The following is a 23,413-nucleotide window of genomic DNA, read 5'->3' as shown; positions in this document are numbered from 1 at the left end:
ATGAACATGCAATGTAGGTGGTATGGAGAGGATGATCCCGTTTCACTTGCGCGTAAATATCCGAAAAATGGCGCATCCACTTTGCTCATTGACGAAATGTCATCGTTCATGAAAATGGTGATTTTGAAGAGTCAGCGCACCTTTCGTCAGCAGGAAGTCTTGATATGGGGGCAATTGTGAAGGCTTTGTTTGAAGAGGGCTCTAATGGCTATGTCCGGTCGGATCATGGACGTATGATCTTTGGCGAGACAGGCAGACCTGGCTACGGTTTATATGATCGAGCACTTGGGGCTGTGTATTTGCAAGGAATTTGGGAGGGGCTTCACGTTCAAACGAGGAAAGGGAAGGTAGCGATATGAACAGAATCGAGATTCCAAGTGATTTTATCCTAGGTGCCGCGGCTTCTGCTTGGCAAACAGAGGGATGGAAGGGAAAGCAGGTGCATCAGGATTCGTACATTGATTCATGGTATAAGGAAGGATATCACGTGTGGCACGAAGGATATGGTCCGGCTGGTGCGACGAACTTTTACGAGCGCTATCCTGAAGATGTGGCCTTAATGAGAGAGATTGGACTGACACATTATAGGACATCGATCAATTGGTCGAGGTTTCTCATAGATTACGAGAAGGGGATTGTGGATGAGACCTATGCCCGTTACATTGATGACTTGATCAATGGATTAATTGCAGCAGGTGTAGAGCCAATGTTTTGCTTAGAGCATTATGAGCTTCCTGCCGTTTTGCTTGAGAAGTATGGCGGATGGTCATCAAAGCATGTCGTCGAGCTGTTTGTTCTCTATACGGAAAAAGTGTTTGAGCGCTACGGGGACAGGGTCAAACATTGGTTTAGCTTTAATGAACCAATTGTTGTCCAAACACGTGTTTATCTAGATGCCATCCGTTATCCCTTTGAGCAAAATACGAAAAAATGGATGCAGTGGAACTATCATAAAGCGCTGGCAACAGCAAAAGTGGTGAAGTTGTTTCGGGAGATGGGATTGAAGGAATCGACAGGTGCAAAAATCGGGGTGATTCTCAATCCAGAAGTGACGTATGCAAGATCCTCTGCCCCGCATGATCAAGAAGCGGCACGGATGTATGATTTGTTTTTCAATCGAATGTTCTTAGATCCCTCCATCAAAGGGGAGTATCCAGAGGAATTGCTCGATGTGTTGAAAAAGCATGATATTCTTTTTGATGCGACAGAGGAAGAGCTTCAGGTCATCAAGAATCATACGGTCGATGTCGTCGGGCTCAACTTATACTATCCGCATCGTGTCAAGGCGACGAGTAAGGCGTGGAACGAAGGGACGCCATTTCATCCGTCTTATTATTACGATATGTTTGAGCTTCCAGGGAGAAAAATGAATCCATTCAGAGGCTGGGAAATCTACCCAAACATTGTCTATGATATGGGGATGAGAATAAAAGAAGAATACGGAAATATCGAGTGGTTTGTAGCCGAAAACGGGATGGGTGTAGAAAAGGAAGAACGGTTTAAAAATGAAGACGGTATCATTGATGATCAGTATCGCATTTCATTTATCAGCCAGCATTTGAAGCGGGCACTTCAAGCGAAAGCAGAAGGATCAAATTGCACGGGCTATATGCTGTGGGCTTTTACGGATAATGTCTCACCGATGAATGCCTTTAAAAACCGCTACGGATTAGTCGAAATCCAGCTGGAAAATGAACGGAATCGCCAGTTGAAAGCATCAGCGTATTGGTACCAGACATTAATCAAAACAAGGGAACTGAAGGTTGAAACAGAAGTCATCTATCGATAGGAGTGATGGAATATGAAACGAATCATTCTCGCTTGTGCCGCAGGAATGTCGACGTCCATTGTAGTGTCCAAAATGAAGGCTGCTGCAGAAGCTAAAGAGCTGGATTATGATATCTACGCCATACCTGAAGGGGCCATTGCGGATGAATTAGAAGAGCATGGAGGAGATGTTCAGGTGATTTTACTTGGACCGCAAGTAAGCTTTATGAAAAAGGCAGCAGAAAAAACCGCTGCACCTTATCAAATACCTGTCGATGTCATCAATGTGAGATTATACGGAACAGCGAACGGGGAAAAAATACTAGAGCATGCTCTGAAACTAGCAAATGAATCTTAAGTAATTGGAGGAGAAGCAGATGACGGTATTAGAGGAAATGCAGGGAGCAGCCTTTCAAATCATTGCTCATGCAGGCGAGGCAAGAAGTCATTATGTCGAAGCGATTCGTCTAGCAAGAGCAGATGATTTTGAAAAAGCACAGCAGTTGATTGAAAAAGGGGAGGAAGCGTTTCGAAGCATCCACAATCTGCACTTGCCGCTGATCCAAAAAGAGGCGGCAGGTGAGCAGCTTCCCTTTTCTTTACTGCTGATACACGCAGAAGATCAAATGCTCACAACAGAGACCATTCATCTGCTCGCCATCGAAATGATCGAAATGTGTAAAAAAATGAACGCCCTGTCAAAATAGATATGAGCTATTAACCAATTTCTGTTATAATCATTCGGTAGATAGAGAGAAAGCAGGATTGGTGAATGAAAAAAACATGTATGTTGATTGCGGTTGGTCTTTTGGTGCTGCTCATTTCGGGCTGTATGGGAACGAAGGAGCAAACGATAGGAAACCAGCAAGTAGTCAAAGAGGAAAAGGGTCCATTACGATTAAAAGAAACAGAAGAGATTCAGCAGACAGAAGCAGCAGAGATTGATACACAAAGTTGGATTGAGCAAAAGGAGCCGGTAGAGCTTCCGATTTTGATGTATCACAGCATCTCCAGCGGCAACTCGCTTCGTGTACCAAAGAGCGAGTTTGCGGCTCATATGAAATGGCTGAAGGACAACGACTATGTCACGCTGTCGCCAGAAGAAGCTTACCGCGTCTTCACAACAAATACGAAGCCAAGTGAAAAGTGTGTCCTCATTACATTCGATGATGGATATACCGATAACTATACAAAGGCATTCCCGATTTTAAAGCAGTATAGAATGAAGGCAACGATTTTCATGATTGCGCAATCCATTGGGCGCCCGAACCACTTAACGGATGAACAAATGGATGAAATGATTGCAAATGGGCTTTCGATTGAGAGTCATACAATTCATCATTTAGAGCTCAATCGTTTATCAAAGGAGCAGCAGAAAGAGGAATTAAAAGGATCAAAGGCATTCTTTGATCAACGATTTTCTCAGCATACGAGAATGGTCAGTTATCCTGTTGGGAGCTATAACGAAGACACGCTGAAGCTAGCGAAGGAAGCCAGTTATCAAATGGCTGTCACCACTGAACCAGGACATGCGAAGAAGGAACAGGGCATGATGTCCTTGCACCGTGTTCGCGTGTCACCGGGACTTTCACCCGAAAGCTTTGGCAGATTGGTAGAGGGGAATCGATAGAGATCAAATCACAAATGTTTCACATGAAACATTTTACGACAAGTTTCACGGTGATGATTGGTGAATCGACATTTGGGTGGTTCAAAGGCGAAACAGAACTTTCATGAAGATGGAAGTTCTGTTTTTTTATCATTCATCAAAAAATTCCATATGAGCTTTTTCTTGCTTGTAATAATCGATTCGATCTTTCATGGTCCCGGTATGAAACTCAAATTTATGTCCATCAGGGTCCGTAAAGTAGATCGACTGATGATCTTTTTCATCTCTTGGACGGCCTGGCAAGATGTTGACGTTCAAATGTTTTAGCTTGTTGTACATGTGATCTACATCCTCTTCATCAATTGAAAAAGCGATGTGCGTGTAAGCGTGCTGAATGTCTTGACGAGGAATGTCTTTTTCCACATTCAGGGCAAGCCATAGCCCGTTCAAATCAAAGTAAGCTGTCTTTTTTCCTTTTACTAATAAAGTGGCGTCAAATACGTTTGTGTAAAAATCAATAGAGGTTTCTAAATCAGAAACAGAAAATAACAAATGATTGATTCCTTTTATCGACATCACATTCACCTCAAAACATATTTGAAAAAAAGCCTGTAGATGGGGTCTACAAGCTTGTTTATTGATAAACAGGATAGCCCGTTATTTTGATATCTTTCCCTAGTGGTTCTACTGAGAGTTGATCCAATTCGATGGCATCACTCATGAGGCGTATGCCTTCGCCTCCAAAAAAGGAAGGGGACAGCCGACCGCCAATGAGTTTAGGTGCCATATAGATGACCAATTTATCTACAAGCTGCTGTTCTAAAAATGAGGCATTGACCTGGCCGCCGCCTTCAATCATGAGGGAGGAGACATTTCTTTCTCCCAGCACTTGAAGCACTTCTTGCAGGGGCACCCGCGTGTCGCTATCTGTTATAAAGACACTGACGCCAGCTGCTTCTAAAGCGGCTCGTTTTCCCTCATTGGCTTGCTTTGTCGTAAAGATCCATGTAGGTGCCGTCTGATCAGTGACGATCTTTGCTGTCAGCGGTGTTGACAGCTTAGAGTCTAAGACAATTCGAATCGGATGATGCCCATTTGGAATCCGTGCAGTTAGTGAAGGATCGTCATGAATAACGGTTTGAGCACCGACCAAAATCGCATCATTGATACTGCGGATATGATGAGCATCATAACGAGATGTTTCAGATGTAATCCATTTACTGTCAGACGTAGCAGACGCAATTTTTCCGTCTAAGGTAATACCTGCCTTGAGCGTCACGAAAGGTGTTTTTTTCGTAATAAAATGATTAAATACTTCATTCATGAGAATGGATTCCTGTTCCAGTACGCCTGTAATCACTTGGATGCCAGCATCTTGTAAGATGGCAATCCCGCGGCCTGCGACAAGCGGGTTCGGGTCAAGCGCTGCCACGACAACGGTTTCGACGCCTGCTTTCACAAGTGCTTCCGCGCAAGGGCCTGTGCGGCCGTGATGGGAACAAGGCTCGAGGGTCACATAAATGGTGGCTCCTTTTGCCTTGTCTCCAGCCATTTTAAGTGCATGAATTTCAGCATGCGGTTCACCGGCTTTCATGTGAGCACCGACACCAACAATTTCATTCTCTCGCACAATCACAGCCCCGACGAGCGGGTTTGGAGAGGTCTGACCTTTCATTGCCTGTGCATTTTCAAGGGCTAGATTCATATATCGCTCATGATGTGGCAATCGTACGCACCTCTTGCTCCGCCTTCATGTGACCTGAGCGGTTGATTTTTGTCTGTAAGTATTTTTCATTAAACTCCGAGACATCACCCCAAAGCGGAATGCGTCCAGAAAGAGATAGACCTGCATGGCTGATGGCATCTGTCTTTTTCGGATTATTGGTAATGAGTCTGACTGGCTTTGTACGAAGTGTTTGAAGAACCGCGATGGCTTCTTCATATTGACGCGTGTCATCTTCAAAGCCGAGTGCTTCGTTCGCTTCTACTGTATCGTAGCCGTTTTCTTGAAGAATATAAGCCATGGCTTTACTGAAAAGTCCAATACCGCGGCCTTCATGATTGGCTAAATAGAACAGTGCACCTGCACCATTGTCTTCAATCATCCGCATGGACTGCTTCAATTGGAACCCGCAGTCGCAGCGCTTGCTTCCGAAAATATCACCAGTGTGGCAAATGGAATGCATGCGGATAAGGGCTTCGTCAGCGTGCTCGAACTCCCCATACACTAGAACGCTTGACTGCTGTTGATCGGCAAGCTGGCGGGACGAGAGGCTTTCAATTAAAGCGTCATCTGACAATGGCTCTTTTCCATCGTCTTTTAACCATGAATACCAGTTGAACATCACGGTTCTGCCGTCTAAATTCACTGGCAATTTAATGGGTCCAGTGATATATATATACCCGTCTTCTTGCTGTACTCGTTTGATTTTATCTTTTAAAATGGCTGTTTTAAGATCTGTGTGTTTGTCCATATTCTGCACCTTCTTTTTTGTCTGTTTCTTCAATCTGTAAACGAACGAGAACGCCAAATGGATCAACAAATTCGTTACTTTTCCCTGTTGTTTTCACTTGAGTGCCTGCTTTTGTCAGACACTCGACGACGGACTGTCTGTCTGCTTCTTGTGGGAATACCAGTGTATAGCTTCTAATTCCTGAAAAACGTGGATCAATGGCTCCTTTTCGTCCCCGTCCCCATGCATTAAAGGCAAGGTGATGGTGGTACACACCAGCGGCGATAAACAGGCTTGCTGGTGGAGCCATTCTGATGTGAAAACCGAGCGTATTGACATAAAAGGAATCAGCTTCTTCTGGGTTAAGATGGAAATGTAAGTGTCCCATCACTGTACCAGCGGGAAGTCCTTCCCAAGTTGTATCAGCGGCTTCTTGCAGGAGACCATCTCCATCAAGAGGTGCATTTCCGCCACCTTTCAGTTCTCCATGCTCACCTACCCAAACGTCCTCAGGGCGATCAGCATATATTTCTACGCCAATGCCGTCAGGGTCACTTAAATAAATGGCTTCACTGAAAAAGTGATCGCTTGCTCCAATTAAAGGATAGCCTTTTTTGATCACATGTGCCAGCCATGTGCCCAGGTTTTTTCTGGTAGGTAATAAAACAGCAAAATGATAAAGTCCTGGCTCATGATCAGGCTTCTCCTTGAGCTGTGCATCCTCTTTTAACAAAAGAATGGGTTCCTTTGCATTGCTTCCAAGAGTGACGGTGGATTCCGTCTGTTCTACTATTGTAAATCCTAAAATGTCTGTATAAAAAGGTAAAGAACGCTCAAAGCTGGACACATGTAACTCTGTTACACCCAATCTTAGCTCCTCAATTGTCTTCAAGCTCGGTCAGCTCCTTCATGATATATGCATCGGCATGTTCAAATGTTTTTGAAAATCTATAAAAATGAATACCTTGTTACTTAAAGTAACTAAAATATATAATAGTTAGTGACTTATTTCAAGTAATTAATTGTGCTATAATGAAAAAAAGAGAGAAAAGCGGGAGGGAGTAAGGTATGGCTCAAGTAGATGGCTGTCCAATCACAGATGCCATGGAGATTCTAGGCAAGAAGTGGGTCATTCTCATCATCAATCAGCTTCTGACAGGCCCTAAGCGTTTCTGTCAGCTTGAAAATGAAATGGACATCAGCGGACGATTATTATCAGAAAGGCTGAAGGATTTAGAGGCTGAAGGACTCGTTGAGAAAAACGTATACCCTGACATTCCAGTACGGATTGAATACGAATTAACAGCGCAAGGGAAGAAAATTGAGCCGATTATTCGTGAAATGTATGCTTGGTCTTTAGAACGTAATAACAGCAAAAAAGGGGAACAAGTCTCTTCCTAAACGATTTCGATCAGTCTGTCTGATCGAAATTTTTTTGTGCGATTTTCCAGAAATCTAAGTCAATAGTATGAAAAATGATGTTGACAATAAATTCATTCATCATATAATATCAAGGAGAAGAGGGTTCTTTTCCCTGTAATGGAATGGAGGTTATGCCATGGTATCATGAATGGGACAGATTACCTAAAACACGTTTCAAACCATCATTTAGAAACAGACATCTTTGGCTTTTAGGAAGCAAAGATTTATTTTTTCAACTCAATTGATAATGATTATCATAATCATCTATAAGTGTGATCCAGCGCTTATGAAGGTTATTTTTTTTATTATCTATTGAGAATAATTATCAATATCATTTAGGAGGGTTCACATGAAAGTCATTCGTTCAACATCACACGTATTATTGTTCTTTAGTTTTGTTCTATTATTTACTCTAGCTCCGGTTAGCTCAGCCTCAGCAGCAGGCTTAGCAGATGGTCAATATTCAGCACAATATGTGGTATGGAAGGCAGATAGCGATTCGACTTCAACAGCGAATACGTATTTTGAAAAACCAGCCAAGCTTGTCGTGAAGAATGGAAAAATCAAAGCACAAGTCACGTTAACGAATAGCTCTTGGATCACAAGCTTTAAAACACTTGATCAAGGTGTCTACAAAGATGCGAAGGTGATCAGTACAAATACAGCTGCAAATAAGAGAACGGTTGAATTCAACGTGAACAGCCTGACAGAAGTCGTATCAGCAAAAGTGAGCGTGACTGTACCGGTCATCGGATATACAGGCAATTACGACATCCGCCTCAAGTTTGATGCAGCATCTGTTCAATAGAAAGGGAGGAAATTCGCTTGATGAAAAAAATGATGAGGCTATCAGTCTTCATGACCGCTTTATTATTGGCACTTATGCTGCCTTTTTCAAACGCACAGGCTGCCACGTTAAAGGATGGTACATACTCCGTCAACTATACTGTGCTGAAGGCTGAAGGAAATGCGGTTTCCATGGCAAATGATTACTGGCTGAAGCCAGCAAAAGTGATTGCAAAAAATGGGAAGCTGACTGTACAAATGACCATTAAAAATAGCAGCTGGGTGACGGAATTTAAAGTGCCGGGAAATGGCGGCTATGTCGACACAACGGTTCTCTCAACTAATAAAAAAGCCAACACAAGGCTTGTTCAGTTCCAAGCTCAGAGCTTGTCTAAGCCAATCAAGTCAAAAATTCATGTCACTGTTAAATCTGCTGATTATGATCATGATTATACCATTCAGCTGAAATTCGATGAGAGCAGCATGAAATCGCTTTCGTCTAACAGCACAAACAAATCAGCGGGTGCAGCAGAAGATCAGCAGCCATCAAAAGAATCAACGAAAACATCTGATTCATCCACGACAAAACAAGAAGAGAATCCTCAAACTGGTGATACAAACCAGACAGGGTGGCTCCTTGTGCTTGCTCTATGCTCAGGCGGGTTTTTAGCAAGAAAGTGGATCATCAAGCATTAAGGAAGGAAGTGTCACCATTTGAAACGTCTTTTTCATCTAAAGGCAGCTATTCTGCTCGTTTTATTCAGTTTATTGACTGCGTTTCAGATTCCTCAAGGAACGGCTCAAGCGGCATCATTTGTTGATGGTGAATACACGGCCGGATTCACCATTTTAAAGAATGGCAGCACAGAGGCGTCCATGATGGATACCTATACAGAAAAGCCAGCTAAGCTGATTGTGGAAAATGGCAAGACAACAGCCTATGTCACGCTGAAGCAAAGCAAAGAGATTACAGATTTCAAAGTTGAACAAAATGGTGCTCTTGTCACCACTGAAACCGTCAGTGAGGATGAAACAGCCAATACACGTGTGATCAAATTTGATGTAGCCGACTTATCAGCCAAATTAAACGGCTGGGTGAAAATTTACTGGGATTTAGGCGGCTTTATTTATGACGAAGCGTATGACGTACAGCTTGCATTCGATCAAAGCAGCCTAACACTCGTTACACCTGCAAAGCCAGACGATAACGAAACAAAACCAGATGACCAAAATGGCACAAAGCCAGACGATAACGAAACAAAACCGGATGACCAAAATGGCGCAAAGCCAGACGATAATGAAACAAAGCCGGATAATCAAAATGGGACAAAACCAGACGATCATCAGGCAACACCTGGCAATAACAATGGCACAAAACCAGATGATTCTGCGCAAAATCACTTAAAAGATGGCGAGTACCGCATCAATTACAGTGTGCTGAAAGGGGATGAGAACGAGGCATCTCGGATGAACCAATACTTCTCACATCCTGCATCCTTAACCATCAAAAATGGAAAACAAACCATTTCCTTTACGGTGAAGGATCATACGTCTGTCGCTTCCTTGAAAACAGAGAAAAACGGATCTTATCAAGAAGTGAAGACGGTCAGCACAGATAAAGCAAAGAACACAAGAGTGGTGTCATTTGATGTCGCTGATCTGAAAAAAGCGGTCAAAGGAAAAGTACACATCGTGGTAGCAGCTGCTCACTATGACCAAACCTACGATATTCGTTTTCAATTCGATGTAAAGAGTATCGCTCCACTTAAGGACGGGCAGGTAGAGGAAGAAACACCGGCTGCACCAGAAACACCAAAACCAAACACACCATCACCAGAAACAAATAACGGCGGAGCTGCTCAAGAGACGGCTAAGCTTAAAGATGGTGTATACAAGCTTCCTTTCTCAATGAAGAAAGCAGACAAGGATGAGCCTTCTCGTATGAACGATTACGTCGTGAGCCCTGCGACATTGGTCGTAAAAAATGGCCGCCATTTCGTTTCATATACAGTGAAGAACAGCTCAGCCATCACATCCTTCCAAGTAGGGACAGGCGGGAAATATGAAGAGACTCTTGTCGCAAAAACAGATCAAAAAGCAGACACACGAGTGATTCAATATGAAGCCAAAAGTTTAAGCACAGCTCAAGCAGCACGCGTAAAAATTGATATTCCGGCTGCGAATTATCATGAGCAGTACGATGTCAAACTTGTCTATGACACAAAAGGAATCACTCTTGGTGAAGGAAGCGGCATTGCTACGGTAATCGGAGACGATGAGAGTATCGGCTTTGTCAAAAATCCAAATGATCGCGATTCTCAAACAAATCAGCTTGAAAATCTAGCGCCAGAGGAAACAGGCGCAGAGCAGATGACATTTACTCCATCAGATGACCAAACCAAGTCTGAGACTGGACAGTTGAATCCGAAAACAGGAGATACCTCTCTTTTTTGGGTGTATATTCTTTTATTCGGCGGGTCATTATTCGTACTCGTAAGAAAGTATCAAACAAGAACAAGATAGATGGATTAGTTTAAGTGAGATGCGCAATTTCTCTCGGCGCATCCACTCTCTTTTTTCGAAAGGAGGCTTCTGTTTTTGAAGCATCGAATGTTATGTACCCTGATCGCTGCTCTTAGTGTGTGCGTGATCTTATCGGGCTGCTCACAGTCAGCCGAAAGTTCAGCGAAAGGCAAAAAAAGCGCAGAATCAAGTGCGCGCATTGTGGCAACGACTGTAGCTGCTGTGGAGATTATGGATGCTTTAGAGGTGGATCTTGTCGGGGTGCCAACAAGTCAAAAATCCTTGCCAGCTCGTTATAAAGGACTGCCGGAAGTCGGTAATCCAATGAGCCCGGACATGGAAATCATCCAATCACTTCAACCGACAGATGTCCTGTCTGTCACAACCCTTCAATATGATTTAGAGACACCCTTTCAGCAAGCAGGTGTCCCTGCCACATACTTAAATCTCGAGAGCCTTGGTAGCATGGAGAAGGCGATCACGAAGCTTGGAGCTCAGTATGACAGAAAGAAACAAGCCGAGCGCATCGTGTCTGACTTTGAACAAAAAAAGAAAGACATACAAGAGAAGACGAAGGGAAAGCGCAAGCCGTCCGTTCTGATTTTGCTTGGTGTACCGGGCAGTTATTTGGTGGCAACAGAGAATTCATATATTGGTGATCTTGTACGTATCGCAGGCGGAAAGAACATTGTCAAAGGTGAGAAAATGGAGTATTTGGCATCTAATACGGAGTATTTACAAAAAGCCAATCCAGATATCATACTCCGGGCCGCACATGGGATGCCAGATGAAGTTGTCCGCATGTTTGATCAAGAATTTAAAACAAATGACATCTGGAAGCATTTTCATGCGGTCAAGCAAGACCGGGTGTACGACCTCGAAGAAAGCTTATTTGGGACAACGGGCAATTTAAAGGCAGCAGAAGCATTAGATGAACTAACGCGTATGCTCTATCCGTCATAAGCGGCGAATCTTAATGATAAAAGGACGTTCAAGATGAAAAAAACAGGGATTTTATTTCTGATAGTTAGTCTCTTACTGGTGTGCGTGTTTATTTATTCCGCCATTACTGGGAGTATTCATGTCACCCCGATTGAATTATTGGAAGGGCTCATCACCGGTCAACATGCACAGGTAGACATCATTAAAGATTTGAGAATTCCCCGCATGCTCATCGCAATGTTTACAGGGGCCGCCTTATCTGTCTCCGGTGTACTGCTGCAGTCGGTCATGAGAAATCCATTAGCTGATGCCGGCGTCATTGGAATTTCATCAGGAGCCAGCTTCTTTTCTTTAATGGCGATTACAGCGCTTCCTCAATTTTATTTCTACTCTCCTTTATTTTCGGTATTAGGCGGAGCCATTGCATGTTTCCTCGTGTACGTTCTGTCTTGGAAGGGCGGTTTAAGCCCAATCCGCATGATTTTGGTTGGGATCGCCATCAATGCCATGTTTACTGGAATGGCTGAAGCATTTGTGACCATTTGCAGCTATTTCAATATCACGATCAATCAGTCAGGACAGTCAAATCTCACGATGAAAACGTGGGGAGATGTCCGTTTAATCGGAGTCTATGGCGTCGTCGGCCTTGTCGTAGCACTTTTCTTCAGCAGATGGTGTAACCTCTTGGCTCTTCAGGACAAGACAGCGAAAAATTTAGGATTGCGTGTGACCAGAATGCGCCTTTTGATTTCCATCACAGCGGTATTACTCGCGGCGGTGACAGCTGCGGTAGCGGGCGTGATTGCCTTTGTCGGTTTGCTCATTCCGCACATTTCAAGAAGGCTTGTTGGCTCGGATCATCGGGTACTCATTCCATTTTCTGCGTTAAGCGGGGCTTTGCTGATTTTGACGGCTGATACGCTCGGCAGGACGCTTGTAGCGCCAAATGAGATTCCTGCTTCTACGATCATGGCCGTGATTGGCGGGCCGTTTCTGATCTTTTTGTTAAGAAGGGGGGACCGTCTCCATGGACATTCGTGAGGTGTCATTCTCATATGACCAGCAGAAGGACATCGTTCAATCGGTCACAACACAGATCGAAAAGGGGAAAATCACAACCATTATCGGTCCAAATGGCTCGGGGAAATCCACACTGCTTTCCTTGATGGCGAATAATCATTGTCCAAACAAAGGGCAGATTCACTTAGACGGACAAGCGCTGAATGCATTTAAGCCAAAGGAGCTGGCAAAAAAGCTGGCTGTCGTCCATCAGCAAAATGAAGCACCGCTTGATTTAACGATCGAACGGGTCGTGGCATTCGGTAGAACGCCGTACCAGACGATGCGCGGGGGTGACAAGGAAGAGGATGAGAGAGCGATAGAGTGGGCACTGTCCAGTACAAAACTAACGGAAAAACGAAAGGTGCCGCTCGCCTCACTGTCAGGTGGTGAGCGTCAGCGTGTATGGATTGCGATGGCACTTGCGCAAAAAACACCGATCCTTTTCTTAGATGAACCGACAACCTATTTGGATATCTACTATCAATTTGACATTCTTGAGCTGATCCGTGAGCTCAATGTCGTGCATGGACTCACGATTGTCATGGTGCTGCACGACATGAATCAGGCTGTCCGCTACAGTGACGTCATCATTGCGATGAAGGATGGACGAATTATCAGTGAAGGACAGCCAAACGATGTGTTAACAGAAGAGAATGTGCGGCACATTTATGATGTGTCCGTCACGATTAGACAGGATGCAGAAACAGGAATGTACATCGTGCCTGTTGGCATATAAAAGCAGGTGAGACAGTGTGAAAAGAGGAAAACGGGTCTGGCAGCGTATGCTGACGATCGTCTGTTTAGGAGTATTCATTTATAGCGGTACAGCCATTGGCTTAGAACTGTTCGGCTATTATCAAAATCGTCAGGTGCTTGCAAAGGCTCAGACGATGTATGGTCAAGAGCAAGGAATGACTGAAAGCCGGGAACCGGGAACCACCCGTACGTCATTTGATGAGCTGCGGAAGGTGAACAACGACATTGTCGGCTGGATCAATATGAAGGACACGATGATTCAGTACCCAATCGTTCAATCTCGTGATAATGCGTTCTACTTAACCCGCAATTATTTAAAAAACGACACCCGGGCAGGCAGTATCTTTATGGATTATCGCAATGACGTCTTGCACGAGAGCCCGAATACTGTGGTGTACGGGCATCGGATGAGAGACGGATCCATGTTCGCTGGACTCACAAACTATTTAAAAAAGGATTTCTTCCATGAGCACCGGACATTTCAGTACGATACGCTGTATCAAAGCTATGAGGCGGAGATTTTTGCCGTGTATGAAACAACGGTGGATTTCGATTATATTCAAACCGATTTTCAAGATCTAGGCGAATATGCGCACTACTTACAAGCTGTGCGGAAAAAATCAATCTACCAAACGAAGACAGACGTGTCCACAGATGACCTCATCCTCACCTTATCGACTTGTGATCATGTGCTTGCACCTAAAAATGGGCGTCTTGTCGTACAGGCAAAGCTAAAGAAAGTTTACTAGAAAAGGAGAGACAGACGGTTGAAATTTTCATATGTGATCTTCGCTGGACTCGTCTTGATGCTTCTCCTCGGCGGATGCAGGCAGGCAGCACCTGTAGAGAAAGGAAGCGGGCAAGGTGCGCTGAAGATAAAGGATTTTACTGGCAGAACGCTGTCGTTTGAAGAATCCCCTCAGCGTATCGTCGCATTATCGACTGGAGACATGAGCATCCTGTATGCCTTAGGCGGTGAGGTAGTTGGCCGTCCGGCCGCCGAATTACCAGACAGCTTACAAAAGGCAAAGTCTGTACAAACGATTGGCACAACGCATCAATTTGATGTAGAGCTCATCACAAGCTTAACGCCCGATGTTGTGCTTGGGAATGAACAATTAAACAGTAAGGACATCTCTACAATAGAAGGAATTGGTTCACAGCTTCTTTTGACAAGTGCCAATTCAGTGAAGGATATTCAGCGTCAAATAACGTTATTCGGGGATTTGCTCGGAAAGCAGCAAAAGGCCAAAGCCCTCAATGAGCAAATCGATCAGAGGAAAAAGCAGGTCAAGCAGCCTCAGAAAAAAGTGAAGACACTCGTTGTATACGGGGCACCTGGCACATATATGGCGGCACTTCCTCAATCCTTAAGCGGAGATTTACTGCACATCGCAGGAGGGACGAACATCGCTGAAAATGAACCAGCACTCGAGAAATTCCCTCAATACGCTCAAATCAATGCAGAAAAGGTCATCGAAGCCGATCCTGATCTTATTCTGCTTATGACTCACAGCAATCCTGAAGATGTGAAAGCGGGCTTTATGAGTGAAATGAAACAGAATGCCGCTTGGCACGATGTGTCAGCTGTGAAAAATGGACACGTCGAGATTCTGCCTAGTGATCTATTTGGAACGAACCCAGGCGCGGAAGTGATGAGAGCGATTGATGAGCTAGAGAAAAGATTGAAGCGATTGTCATCATGAAAATGAATGCAGAGTTAGATTTTCAAAAAAGACAGTCGAGGCGAAGATGGCTGCTACCCGGACTATTATTCTCGTTAGTTGTAGGTGCATGCCTAGGGCTTGCATTAGGTTCTGTTCAATTATCGCTGCCAGATTTGGTCGCTGCTTTGATGGGATCAGGCCAGCCTGTTCATGAGAAAATTGTGATGGATTTACGCCTGCCGCGCGTTCTCATCGGTTTCATCGTTGGGGCCTGTCTCGCAGCATCAGGGGCGATTTTACAAGGAGTCGTCCGAAATCCACTCGCTGACCCTGGCATCATCGGTGTGACTGCTGGCGGCGGATTGGCTGCTGTGCTCAGCATGATTGTGTTTCCGCAATTTACGTATTTGCTGCCAGCTGCTGCTTTCCTTGGCGCTTTATTAGCGGCACTCGTGGTGTATATGCTGTCATTTGATCAAGGGGTTTCCCCGCTGAAATTGATTTTGGCGGGAGTGGCAGTCAATGCCCTCCTTGGGGCGGTTATGAATGGGTTTATGGTGCTTTATAGTGAGCGTGTGCAGGCTGTTCTGCCTTTTTTATCCGGAGGATTAAATGGACGGAGCTGGCATCATCTAAGCTTCGTGTCGCCATATGCGCTTGCTGGGTTGTGCCTTTGTTTTTTTGCCATCAAGCCGGCAAACCTTCTTTTGCTTGGTGATGAATCGGCGCAGTTACTCGGCCTTAGAGTAGAGCGCACCCGGTTTTTCTTAATTGCGCTGGCGGCGCTTTTAGCTGGTGCAGCTGTAAGTGTGAGCGGCTTAATTGGATTTGTCGGGCTGGTCGTTCCTCATTTTATCCGTCTTTTAATTGGAGATGACTACCGGTACCTGCTGCCGATCTCAATGCTGGGCGGAGGCGTACTTGTGGTTTTTGCAGATACAGCGGCACGGGTATGGTTTACACCGGTTGAACTGCCTGTCGGTATCCTGCTTGCCTGCATCGGTGCACCTTTCTTCCTCTATTTATTAAAAAAGAAAGGGAGGGGTTAAGTTGAATGTGATAGCTATGGATGACGTGAGTCTCAGTCAAGGAGGCTTTCGGCTGTCGTCTATTTCAGCAGCTGTTCCTAAAGGAAGTGTGACAGGAATTATTGGACCAAATGGATCAGGGAAGTCGACTTTTATTAAAGCAGCCGCACGTCTTACATCGATCGAAAGCGGCATGATATACATTCACGATATACCGCAAAAAGAGATGACAGCTCAGGAGATTGCAAAGGAAATCGCCGTTCTCATGCAGACGAGAACAGCCATTCCATCTATGACCGTACGGGAGCTGGTCGCACTTGGACGCAGTCCGCATCGTTCGATCTGGAAAAAGAGCTCGAAGACAGATCAAGAAGCGATTGAGTGGGCGCTTGATGTGACCAATAGCCGCATCAATGAAAACAGAATGCTGCATACATTGTCAGGCGGAGAAAGACAAAAGGCGTATATTGCGATGGCGCTCGCTCAGAAGACAGAGACTTTGATTCTGGATGAGCCGACGACTTACCTAGATATTGCACATCAGCTTGATTTACTAGAGCTGCTCAAACAGCTGAATAAGACGCATGGAATCACCATTTTAATGGTTCTTCACGACCTGCAGCAGGCAGCAAAATATTGTGACCGCCTCATTGCGATGAAGGGTGGTCAGGTTTATCAAATAGGGACACCAAACGAAGTATTAACAGAAAACTTTTTCAAAGAAGTCTTTGGGATTCAGGCTAAGGTTCACTTAGACGGTGAGCATCCGCTCATTATCCCAATCGCTTCGATCCAACAACCAAAGGGAGATGAACAGAAAATGATCATTGTCAACAACCAGGTAAGAGTAGAAAAAGGCAGTGCTGACCACCTCGTCAAGCGTTTTAACAAGCAGGGACAAGTAGAATTCATGGAAGGATTTTTAGGCATGGAAGTATGGGTCACGCAGCAGACAACCGATTACGATGAAGTGACCATTCATACCCGCTGGAATCGAAAAGAAGACTTTGTGAACTGGACAAAATCTCAGGCATTTGGTGATGCGCACGCTCATGGGAAAGCGAAACCTGAAGGACTATTAAAAAACAAAATTACGTACTACGAAGTGCAAGTCACTAGACCAGCTTTACAGAAAAAAGCCTAAAAAAGAAACATAGCGCTGCGGTTCATGTGCAGCGCTATTTTTTTGCGTTTTTTACTTTCTGTCACATATCTTTGACAAAGTATTCAAACAACTGACACAATACCATCCAATTTTTAGGTAAAATTTACTTTATTTTTGAAGCGCATGGGTGTAAAGTACAGGTATAAATAACTAACCGAATGAAAAGCAAGAGTAAAATTTCACCGATTAAACCAATTCAAACAGGCTATTATTTGTGAATCATTGAACAAATAGTGAATATTTTGTGAAGTGATGAGCATAGTTGTTTCGAATCATTCGGCATGTGAAAGTAAGGGAGGATGTAAGGCTGTGAGTGAGCTGTTTTTAGCAAGATTTCAATTTGCTTCAACGACATTATTTCATTTTATTTTTGTTCCTATGTCAATAGGTTTGGTGTTTATCGTCGCCTTGATGCAGACCCTTTATGTCGTCAAGAAAAAAGAGATTTATAAAAAAATGGCGAAGTTTTGGGGTCATCTATTCTTACTCAATTTTGCAGTAGGTGTGGTGACAGGGATTTTGCAGGAATTCCAGTTTGGGATGAACTGGTCAGATTATTCAAGGTTTGTCGGTGATGTGTTTGGTGCACCGCTTGCCATTGAAGCACTGCTCGCCTTTTTCCTTGAATCTACATTTATTGGACTTTGGATATTCGGCTGGGATCGTCTGCCGAAGAAGATTCATTTATTGTGTATTTGGCTTGTTTCTCTTGGTACGATCTTTTCGGCGTTTTGGATTCTACTCGCCAACTCATTTATGCAAGAGCCAGTTGGATTTGTCATTAAAAATGGCCGCGCAGAAATGAATGATTTTGGCGCTCTTGTAACGAACCCGCAGCTTTGGGTTGAATTCCCGCACGTTCTGTTTGGTGCGCTGGCTACAGGTGCATTCTTTATTGCAGGAGTTAGTGCCTATAAAATGATCAAAAAACAAGAAATCGCCTTTTTCAAAAAATCATTCCAGATTGCCATGGTCCTCGCTTTAATCTCTGGCTTAGGTGTGGCGTTCTCTGGACATGATCAAGCGAAGCACTTAATGAAATCACAGCCGATGAAGATGGCAGCAAGTGAAGCCCTTTGGAAGGATAGTGGAGATCCAGCGGCTTGGACACTATTTGCCAATATTGACACAGGTAAAAAAGAAAACTCTACGGAGATCAATATTCCGTTTGCTTTAAGTTACTTGGCTTATCAGAAGTTCAGTGGAGATGTGCCAGGCATGCTGACACTTCAAAAAGAATATGAAGCAAAGTTTGGCCCTGGAGACTACATTCCGCCAGTGAAAACAACCTTCTGGAGCTTTAGAATCATGGTTGGTGCCGGAATGCTGATGATTTTTGCCAGTATGATTGGCTTGTACTTGAGCTTTAGAAAGAAACTCGAAACGAACAAATGGTTTTTACGCTTCATGGTAGGGATGATTGCGTTCCCGTTTATTGCGAACTCAGCTGGCTGGATCATGACTGAAATTGGGCGTCAGCCGTGGACTGTCTTTGGTATGATGACGACGGCTCAATCGATTTCGCCAAACGTATCGTATGGCATGCTGTTATTCTCAGTCATTAGCTTTACGACGATTTATCTGATTCTTGCCATCTTGCTTGCCTACCTATTCATTCGAGAAATTAAAAAAGGTGCACATTCGGAAGAGGATACAGATCAAAAGGATGAAACGGACCTGTCTACAGATCCATTTGATGGAGGCGCATATCATGGCATATCTTAACGAGATTTGGTTTATTCTTGTCGCAGTATTGTTTGTTGGATTTTTCTTCTTAGAGGGATTTGATTTTGGTGTTGGGATGTCCATGCAGCTGCTTGGAAAGGATGCGCACGAACGCCGCATTTTAATTAATACGATTGGTCCTTTCTGGGATGCGAATGAGGTCTGGCTGATTACAGCTGGGGGCGCTATTTTCGCTGCATTCCCTCACTGGTATGCCACGATGTTCAGTGGATACTATATACCATTTGCGGTTCTCCTCTTAGCGCTCATTGGGCGCGGAGTCGCCTTTGAATTCCGAGGGAAGGTGGAGAAAGCCTCTTGGATCAAAGCATGGGACTGGGTCATCTTCTTTGGCAGTCTGCTACCGCCGTTTTTACTCGGTGTGCTATTCACGAGTATTTTACGCGGGATGCCAATTGATCAAGACATGAATATGTATGCTGGTTTTACGGATTTTGTGAACCTTTATTCAGTGATTGGCGGGTTAGCTGTGACGGTTCTTTGCCTTCTGCACGGATTGATTTTCGTCACACTACGTACAGAGGGTGATTTAAGAGATCGTGCAAGAAAGCTTGGCAAGCGTGTCCTGCTTATTGCGCTGCCAGTTCTTGTCCTATTTGTCGGTGTATCTATCATGGAAACAGACATTTATACGGTACGCCCGATCATCACCATTCCGTTAACTGTCCTAATTGTGGTTTGTTACGTCGCGGCTCTATTCTTTATGAAAAAAGAACGTGATGGCTGGACATTCTTATTCACAGGTGCAGGCATCATGGTGACAGTGACGATGCTTTTCACTGCATTGTTCCCGCGCGTCATGATTAGCTCAATCAACCATACGTTTGATCTTACCATTCAAAACGCTGCATCCGGATCATATTCACTGACGGTGATGACGATTGTTGCCATTTCTTTGCTGCCCTTTGTGCTTGGGTATCAAATTTGGAGCTATTACGTCTTCCGTAAACGTGTAAGCGGTAAGGAGCCAATGACCTACTAATGGATAAACGTTTGCTTCAATTAAAAGGAATGAGGGGGCTTCTCGCCCTCTTAGGTATTGTGTCACTCATCCAAGGAGCAAGTATTATTTTCCAAGCACAGTGGCTGGCACATGCCATTACTACGATGTTTGACGGGAAAAGCCTTTCGCAGGCAACGCCTTATGTCCTGCTGTTTCTTGCTGCCTTTCTGGTGCGGCACGGTCTCACCTTGATTCGGGAGAAGGTCATGTTTACCTACTCTTCCCGAATTGGAGCAGACGTCAGAAAACAGCTGTTAGACCAACTCTTTCGTTTAGGTCCAGCTTTCACAAAGAAAAAAGGTACAGGAAAGCTTGTCACATTAGCGATGGAGGGGATTGCTCAATATCGTCAGTATTTACAGCTATTTTTACCGAAAATGGTGAACATGGCAGTGATACCGGCAATGGTCCTCATCTATGTTTGGACGTTAGACGAAACATCTGCTGTCATTTTAATCGTGACGCTGCCGATTTTAATTATTTTTATGATTTTGCTAGGCCTTGTCGCTCAGCGTAAAGCGGCCAAACAATGGAGATCGTATGAGAAATTATCCAATCATTTTACTGATTCTCTCCGCGGCCTTGAAACGCTTCGTTACTTAGGCATTAGCAAAAAACATTCCCGCAATATCGGGGAAGTGTCAAAGCGATATCGAAAGGCGACCATGAGTACGCTGAAGGTTGCATTTCTTTCATCATTTGCGCTTGATTTCTTTTCCATGCTGTCGATTGCAACTGTCGCTGTCTTTCTTGGCTTGCGATTAATTGAAGGAGAGCTTCTGTTATTGCCGGCTCTGACCGCGCTCATGCTGGCACCGGAATATTTCCTGCCAGTACGTGAAGTGGGAAATGATTATCATGCGACGCTAAATGGAAAAGAAGCGAATGAGGCGATGCAGGTCATTTTAGAAGAAAAGGGCTTCCGCGCGCAGGAGACACAATCAGTGCAACTAGATGAGTGGAATGAACAGTCTGCGCTCACCCTGCAAGATGTTAGTGTCCAGCATGACGAACATGCCCCTTATTCGATTCAGGATGTAGACCTCACTGTCAAAGGGAAGAAAAAAATCGGAATCATTGGTGCCAGTGGTTCAGGGAAATCGACGTTAACCGATGTGCTCGGCGGCTTTGTTGAACCGACCTCAGGTCAAATCACGCTAAACGGCAAGCCGCTTGTTCATTTACAGATGAAGGAATGGCAAAAGGAAGTCGTCTATATGCCGCAGCACCCTTATTTATTTCACATGACATTGAGAGAAAACATTCGTTTTTATGAATCGCATGCCACAGATGAAGAAGTGGAAAGAGCTGTCTGTGAAGCTGGCTTATCTCAGCTCGTAGCGCAGCTGCCAAATGGTCTCGATGAGGTCATTGGAGAACAGGGAAGAGGACTAAGCGGCGGACAGGCGCAAAGAATTGCGCTTGCGCGAACGGTGCTGGGCCAGCGGTCAATTATGCTGTTAGATGAACCAACGGCGCATCTCGATATTGAGACAGAGTATGAATTGAAGAAAACAATGCTTCCGCTGTTTGAAGATAAACTTGTGTTCTTAGCGACACATAGGCTTCATTGGATGCCAGACATGGATGAGATCATTGTCATGGATCATGGAACAATTGCAGAAATGGGTACACATGAATCATTGATGCAAAGAAAAGGCGTGTATTATCAATTGGTACAGGAGCAAATGGGGGCGGTCACACATGGTCAGTAAAGGCTGGTTTATACCTTATATCAAGGAGAATCAAAAGCTGTTTGCGCTGGTTTTGTTTCTAGGGGCAATTGCAGTATTCTCTGCTTCTATGCTGATGTTTACGTCAGGATTTCTCATTTCAAAAGCTGCCACAAGACCTGAGAATATACTCATGGTCTACGTCCCAATTGTAGCTGTACGGACCTTTGGTATTTCACGCTCAGCTGCCCGCTATGCAGAAAGACTGGCGAGCCACCAGCTCATTTTGACCATGATTGAAAAAATGCGTGTCCGTCTGTATGACATGGCTGAACGAAGTGCGAAACAGACAAAGCTGGGTACAGGTGAAATGCTTGGGCTCCTGTCAGATGATGTCGAGAGACTGCAGGACGCCTATTTAAAAACCATCTTTCCATCCATCGGGGCGCTGCTTTTATATGCCGCATCCATTGGGGCACTTGGTCTATTCTCGTGGCCTTTTGCTGGACTGATGCTGCTTTATATGGCACTTCTCGTATTTGTTTTCCCATACGTCACAGTGCTAGTGAACCGGGCGAGACAAATTCAAATGAAAAAAGGCAGAAATGAACTGTACAGCCATTTAACAGATGCAGTCATGGGCGTTAGTGACTGGCTGTTTAGCGGCAGGCAGAAAGATTTTGTTGATGAATATGAACAGAAAGAAGCGAAACTGTTAGCGCTTGAAGCAGCCAAGCACCGGTTTATCCGTCTGCGCCAGTTTTTTGCCCAGCTTATGATTGGAGGAGCTGTCGTGCTTGTCGTGTATTGGAGCGGTTCGGTCGTTCAGTCAGGCTCGATGTCACACACACTGATTGCAGCCTTTGTGCTTGTGCTATTTCCGTTAACAGAAGCCTTTCTTCCACTCTCAGATGCAGCAGGTGATATTCCAGTCTATCAGCATGCTGTCAGCAGATTAAATCATTATGAAAAGCTTTCGTATGAAGGAGAATCTGAGCGCAAGACAGTGGATCAGTCAACCATTTCTCACGATCAAGCTGTCTGTTTTGATCAAGTGTCCTTTGGGTATGATTCGCACCAACACGTGCTAAAGCATCTCTCATTTTCACTGAAGCAAGGTGAATCACTTGCTCTCTTAGGAAAAAGTGGTGCAGGAAAATCGACTATTTTGAAATTGTTAGAAGGAGCTGTCGTGCCAAATCAAGGAGCTGTCAGTATCCAGGGGAAACCGGTAGAAAGCATTCGAGAAACCGTGTCCACCTATGTGTCAGTGCTCAATCAACAGCCGTATTTATTCGATACCTCTGTTTTAAACAATATTCGCTTAGGCTCACCAGATGCGACAGAAGAGCAAGTAAAAGAAGCAGCGAGACAAGTGCAGCTGCACGATACCATCGAATCCTTGCCAGAAGGTTATCACACTGGTGTGCAGGAGACAGGGGTTCGTTTCTCAGGTGGAGAAAGACAACGGATGGCACTAGCCCGGATTTTGCTGCAAAACACCCCGATTGTTGTATTAGATGAGCCCACCGTCGGACTTGATCCGCGCACAGAGCGTGAGCTGCTTGAAACCATCTTCCGTGTGTTAAAAGGAAAAACGGTCATTTGGATTACCCATCATCTCACTGGATGTGAGGCATGTGACCGCATTATGTTTATTGAAGATGGACAAATTGAGATGCAGGGCGAGCATCAGGATTTACTGAGAGAAAACCTGCGCTATCAAAAATTGTATGAGATGGATCGTCCATTTTCTACAATATAAATAAACGAAATAACAAGAACGTTCGGACAGAGATCTCTGCCCGAAC

General features: G+C 44.5%; 25 protein-coding genes. 21 read left to right on the top strand and 4 right to left on the bottom strand.

All coding sequences use genetic code 11. The features are described from left to right. The 6 genes from ACP7A0_RS13965 (at position 1) to ACP7A0_RS13940 (ending at position 3,397) form a co-directional block, all read left to right on the top strand. Positions 1-180: a hypothetical protein gene (locus ACP7A0_RS13965; RefSeq protein ID WP_282067692.1), complete on the top strand. Its 180-nt coding sequence runs from the start codon at positions 1-3 to the stop codon at positions 178-180. Then, on the top strand, positions 102-359 hold the full coding sequence (locus tag ACP7A0_RS13960) for a mannonate dehydratase (protein WP_223250427.1): 258 nt from the start codon (positions 102-104) through the stop codon (positions 357-359). Before ACP7A0_RS13965 ends, ACP7A0_RS13960 begins: the two co-directional genes overlap by 79 nt. Then, a complete protein-coding gene (locus ACP7A0_RS13955; RefSeq protein WP_426005522.1) occupies positions 356-1,789 on the top strand; it encodes a glycoside hydrolase family 1 protein in 1,434 nt (477 codons plus the stop codon). The genes ACP7A0_RS13960 and ACP7A0_RS13955 overlap by 4 nt, the downstream gene beginning before the upstream one ends. A gap of 12 nt (positions 1,790-1,801) precedes the next feature. Continuing rightward, positions 1,802-2,125 carry a PTS sugar transporter subunit IIB gene (locus ACP7A0_RS13950; RefSeq protein WP_060597591.1) on the top strand — a complete coding sequence of 108 codons (324 nt, stop codon included), beginning with the start codon at positions 1,802-1,804 and terminating at the stop codon, positions 2,123-2,125. Between the two features lie 19 nt (positions 2,126-2,144). Further along, positions 2,145-2,474: a PTS lactose/cellobiose transporter subunit IIA gene (locus ACP7A0_RS13945; RefSeq protein WP_060597590.1), complete on the top strand. Its 330-nt coding sequence runs from the start codon at positions 2,145-2,147 to the stop codon at positions 2,472-2,474. A 65-nt stretch (positions 2,475-2,539) separates the two neighbouring features. Further along, a complete protein-coding gene (locus ACP7A0_RS13940) occupies positions 2,540-3,397 on the top strand; it encodes a polysaccharide deacetylase family protein (protein WP_426005519.1) in 858 nt (285 codons plus the stop codon). A 129-nt stretch (positions 3,398-3,526) separates the two neighbouring features. Here ACP7A0_RS13940 and fosM read toward each other — a convergent pair whose 3' ends face one another. Genes fosM through ACP7A0_RS13920 form a run of 4 tightly spaced genes read right to left on the bottom strand, consistent with a single transcriptional unit; the run spans position 3,527 to position 6,721 of the window. After that, a complete protein-coding gene (fosM, locus tag ACP7A0_RS13935; protein WP_060597588.1) occupies positions 3,527-3,952 on the bottom strand; it encodes a FosM family fosfomycin resistance protein in 426 nt (141 codons plus the stop codon). Positions 3,953-4,010: 58 nt separating this feature from the next. Then, positions 4,011-5,102, bottom strand: coding sequence for a bifunctional diaminohydroxyphosphoribosylaminopyrimidine deaminase/5-amino-6-(5-phosphoribosylamino)uracil reductase RibD (ribD, locus tag ACP7A0_RS13930; protein WP_106030675.1), 1,092 nt, complete (start codon positions 5,100-5,102; stop codon positions 4,011-4,013). Beyond that, complete coding sequence (locus ACP7A0_RS13925) at positions 5,089-5,850, bottom strand: GTP cyclohydrolase II (protein ID WP_060597586.1); 762 nt, start codon at positions 5,848-5,850, stop codon at positions 5,089-5,091. Before ACP7A0_RS13925 ends, ribD begins: the two co-directional genes overlap by 14 nt. Then, positions 5,828-6,721, bottom strand: a complete 894-nt coding sequence (locus tag ACP7A0_RS13920; RefSeq protein ID WP_060597585.1) for a VOC family protein — start codon at positions 6,719-6,721, stop codon at positions 5,828-5,830. Before ACP7A0_RS13920 ends, ACP7A0_RS13925 begins: the two co-directional genes overlap by 23 nt. Positions 6,722-6,897: 176 nt before the next feature. Here ACP7A0_RS13920 and ACP7A0_RS13915 point away from each other — a divergent pair, with 176 nt between their 5' ends. The 15 genes from ACP7A0_RS13915 to cydC all read left to right on the top strand — a co-directional run bounded on the left by ACP7A0_RS13915 (position 6,898) and on the right by cydC (position 23,367). Next, positions 6,898-7,230, top strand: a complete 333-nt coding sequence (locus ACP7A0_RS13915; RefSeq protein ID WP_106036390.1) for a winged helix-turn-helix transcriptional regulator — start codon at positions 6,898-6,900, stop codon at positions 7,228-7,230. 370 nt (positions 7,231-7,600) lie between these two features. Then, complete coding sequence (locus tag ACP7A0_RS13910; protein WP_375566589.1) at positions 7,601-8,059, top strand: NEAT domain-containing protein; 459 nt, start codon at positions 7,601-7,603, stop codon at positions 8,057-8,059. A gap of 20 nt (positions 8,060-8,079) precedes the next feature. Next, positions 8,080-8,733 (top strand): heme uptake protein IsdC, encoded by a 654-nt coding sequence (gene isdC, locus ACP7A0_RS13905; protein WP_060597745.1) that lies wholly within the window; start codon positions 8,080-8,082, stop codon positions 8,731-8,733. Between the two features lie 18 nt (positions 8,734-8,751). Then, positions 8,752-10,560, top strand: coding sequence for an NEAT domain-containing protein (locus ACP7A0_RS13900; protein WP_426005514.1), 1,809 nt, complete (start codon positions 8,752-8,754; stop codon positions 10,558-10,560). A 75-nt stretch (positions 10,561-10,635) separates the two neighbouring features. Next, a complete protein-coding gene (gene isdE, locus ACP7A0_RS13895) occupies positions 10,636-11,523 on the top strand; it encodes a heme ABC transporter substrate-binding protein IsdE (RefSeq protein ID WP_034660451.1) in 888 nt (295 codons plus the stop codon). Between the two features lie 33 nt (positions 11,524-11,556). After that, a complete protein-coding gene (locus ACP7A0_RS13890) occupies positions 11,557-12,543 on the top strand; it encodes a FecCD family ABC transporter permease (RefSeq protein ID WP_060597581.1) in 987 nt (328 codons plus the stop codon). Next, a complete protein-coding gene (locus ACP7A0_RS13885; RefSeq protein WP_034660447.1) occupies positions 12,530-13,300 on the top strand; it encodes an ABC transporter ATP-binding protein in 771 nt (256 codons plus the stop codon). The genes ACP7A0_RS13890 and ACP7A0_RS13885 overlap by 14 nt, the downstream gene beginning before the upstream one ends. Positions 13,301-13,316: 16 nt before the next feature. Next, positions 13,317-14,069, top strand: coding sequence for a class B sortase (gene srtB / locus ACP7A0_RS13880; RefSeq protein WP_066031545.1), 753 nt, complete (start codon positions 13,317-13,319; stop codon positions 14,067-14,069). A gap of 18 nt (positions 14,070-14,087) precedes the next feature. Then, positions 14,088-15,026, top strand: coding sequence for an ABC transporter substrate-binding protein (locus ACP7A0_RS13875; RefSeq protein ID WP_375566584.1), 939 nt, complete (start codon positions 14,088-14,090; stop codon positions 15,024-15,026). After that, positions 15,023-16,036, top strand: a complete 1,014-nt coding sequence (locus ACP7A0_RS13870) for a FecCD family ABC transporter permease (protein ID WP_375566582.1) — start codon at positions 15,023-15,025, stop codon at positions 16,034-16,036. Before ACP7A0_RS13875 ends, ACP7A0_RS13870 begins: the two co-directional genes overlap by 4 nt. Before the next feature lies 1 nt (position 16,037). Further along, positions 16,038-17,159, top strand: a complete 1,122-nt coding sequence (gene isdG, locus ACP7A0_RS13865) for a heme oxygenase (protein ID WP_375566581.1) — start codon at positions 16,038-16,040, stop codon at positions 17,157-17,159. 330 nt (positions 17,160-17,489) lie between these two features. Then, a complete protein-coding gene (locus ACP7A0_RS13860) occupies positions 17,490-18,905 on the top strand; it encodes a cytochrome ubiquinol oxidase subunit I (protein WP_375566579.1) in 1,416 nt (471 codons plus the stop codon). Continuing rightward, positions 18,892-19,908, top strand: coding sequence for a cytochrome d ubiquinol oxidase subunit II (gene cydB, locus ACP7A0_RS13855; RefSeq protein ID WP_012011719.1), 1,017 nt, complete (start codon positions 18,892-18,894; stop codon positions 19,906-19,908). The genes ACP7A0_RS13860 and cydB overlap by 14 nt, the downstream gene beginning before the upstream one ends. After that, complete coding sequence (cydD, locus tag ACP7A0_RS13850; RefSeq protein WP_375566578.1) at positions 19,908-21,644, top strand: thiol reductant ABC exporter subunit CydD; 1,737 nt, start codon at positions 19,908-19,910, stop codon at positions 21,642-21,644. The genes cydB and cydD overlap by 1 nt, the downstream gene beginning before the upstream one ends. Further along, complete coding sequence (cydC, locus tag ACP7A0_RS13845) at positions 21,634-23,367, top strand: thiol reductant ABC exporter subunit CydC (RefSeq protein WP_060597573.1); 1,734 nt, start codon at positions 21,634-21,636, stop codon at positions 23,365-23,367. The genes cydD and cydC overlap by 11 nt, the downstream gene beginning before the upstream one ends. The last annotated feature ends 46 nt before the right edge of the window (positions 23,368-23,413 follow it).

This window comes from Bacillus sp. DWP3-1 (genome assembly GCF_049896565.1).
In the GTDB taxonomy this organism is placed as follows: domain Bacteria; phylum Bacillota; class Bacilli; order Bacillales; family Bacillaceae; genus Bacillus.
This window is presented reverse-complemented; position numbering and strand designations above follow the sequence as displayed.

Excerpts from the sequence above, each read along its gene's own strand:
- ACP7A0_RS13910 (WP_375566589.1), top strand. The coding sequence starts at position 7,601 with ATGAAAGTCATTCGTTCAACATCACACGTATTATTGTTCTTTAGTTTT.
- ACP7A0_RS13940 (WP_426005519.1), top strand. The coding sequence starts at position 2,540 with ATGAAAAAAACATGTATGTTGATTGCGGTTGGTCTTTTGGTGCTGCTC.
- cydB (WP_012011719.1), top strand. The coding sequence starts at position 18,892 with ATGGCATATCTTAACGAGATTTGGTTTATTCTTGTCGCAGTATTGTTT.
- ACP7A0_RS13950 (WP_060597591.1), top strand. The coding sequence starts at position 1,802 with ATGAAACGAATCATTCTCGCTTGTGCCGCAGGAATGTCGACGTCCATT.
- ACP7A0_RS13870 (WP_375566582.1), top strand. The coding sequence starts at position 15,023 with ATGAAAATGAATGCAGAGTTAGATTTTCAAAAAAGACAGTCGAGGCGA.
- ACP7A0_RS13885 (WP_034660447.1), top strand. The coding sequence starts at position 12,530 with ATGGACATTCGTGAGGTGTCATTCTCATATGACCAGCAGAAGGACATC.
- ACP7A0_RS13915 (WP_106036390.1), top strand. The coding sequence starts at position 6,898 with ATGGCTCAAGTAGATGGCTGTCCAATCACAGATGCCATGGAGATTCTA.
- ACP7A0_RS13955 (WP_426005522.1), top strand. The coding sequence starts at position 356 with ATGAACAGAATCGAGATTCCAAGTGATTTTATCCTAGGTGCCGCGGCT.
- fosM (WP_060597588.1), bottom strand. The coding sequence starts at position 3,952 with ATGTCGATAAAAGGAATCAATCATTTGTTATTTTCTGTTTCTGATTTA.
- ACP7A0_RS13925 (WP_060597586.1), bottom strand. The coding sequence starts at position 5,850 with ATGGACAAACACACAGATCTTAAAACAGCCATTTTAAAAGATAAAATC.
- ACP7A0_RS13945 (WP_060597590.1), top strand. The coding sequence starts at position 2,145 with ATGACGGTATTAGAGGAAATGCAGGGAGCAGCCTTTCAAATCATTGCT.
- cydD (WP_375566578.1), top strand. The coding sequence starts at position 19,908 with ATGGATAAACGTTTGCTTCAATTAAAAGGAATGAGGGGGCTTCTCGCC.
- cydC (WP_060597573.1), top strand. The coding sequence starts at position 21,634 with ATGGTCAGTAAAGGCTGGTTTATACCTTATATCAAGGAGAATCAAAAG.
- isdC (WP_060597745.1), top strand. The coding sequence starts at position 8,080 with ATGAAAAAAATGATGAGGCTATCAGTCTTCATGACCGCTTTATTATTG.
- ACP7A0_RS13890 (WP_060597581.1), top strand. The coding sequence starts at position 11,557 with ATGAAAAAAACAGGGATTTTATTTCTGATAGTTAGTCTCTTACTGGTG.
- ACP7A0_RS13965 (WP_282067692.1), top strand. The coding sequence starts at position 1 with ATGAACATGCAATGTAGGTGGTATGGAGAGGATGATCCCGTTTCACTT.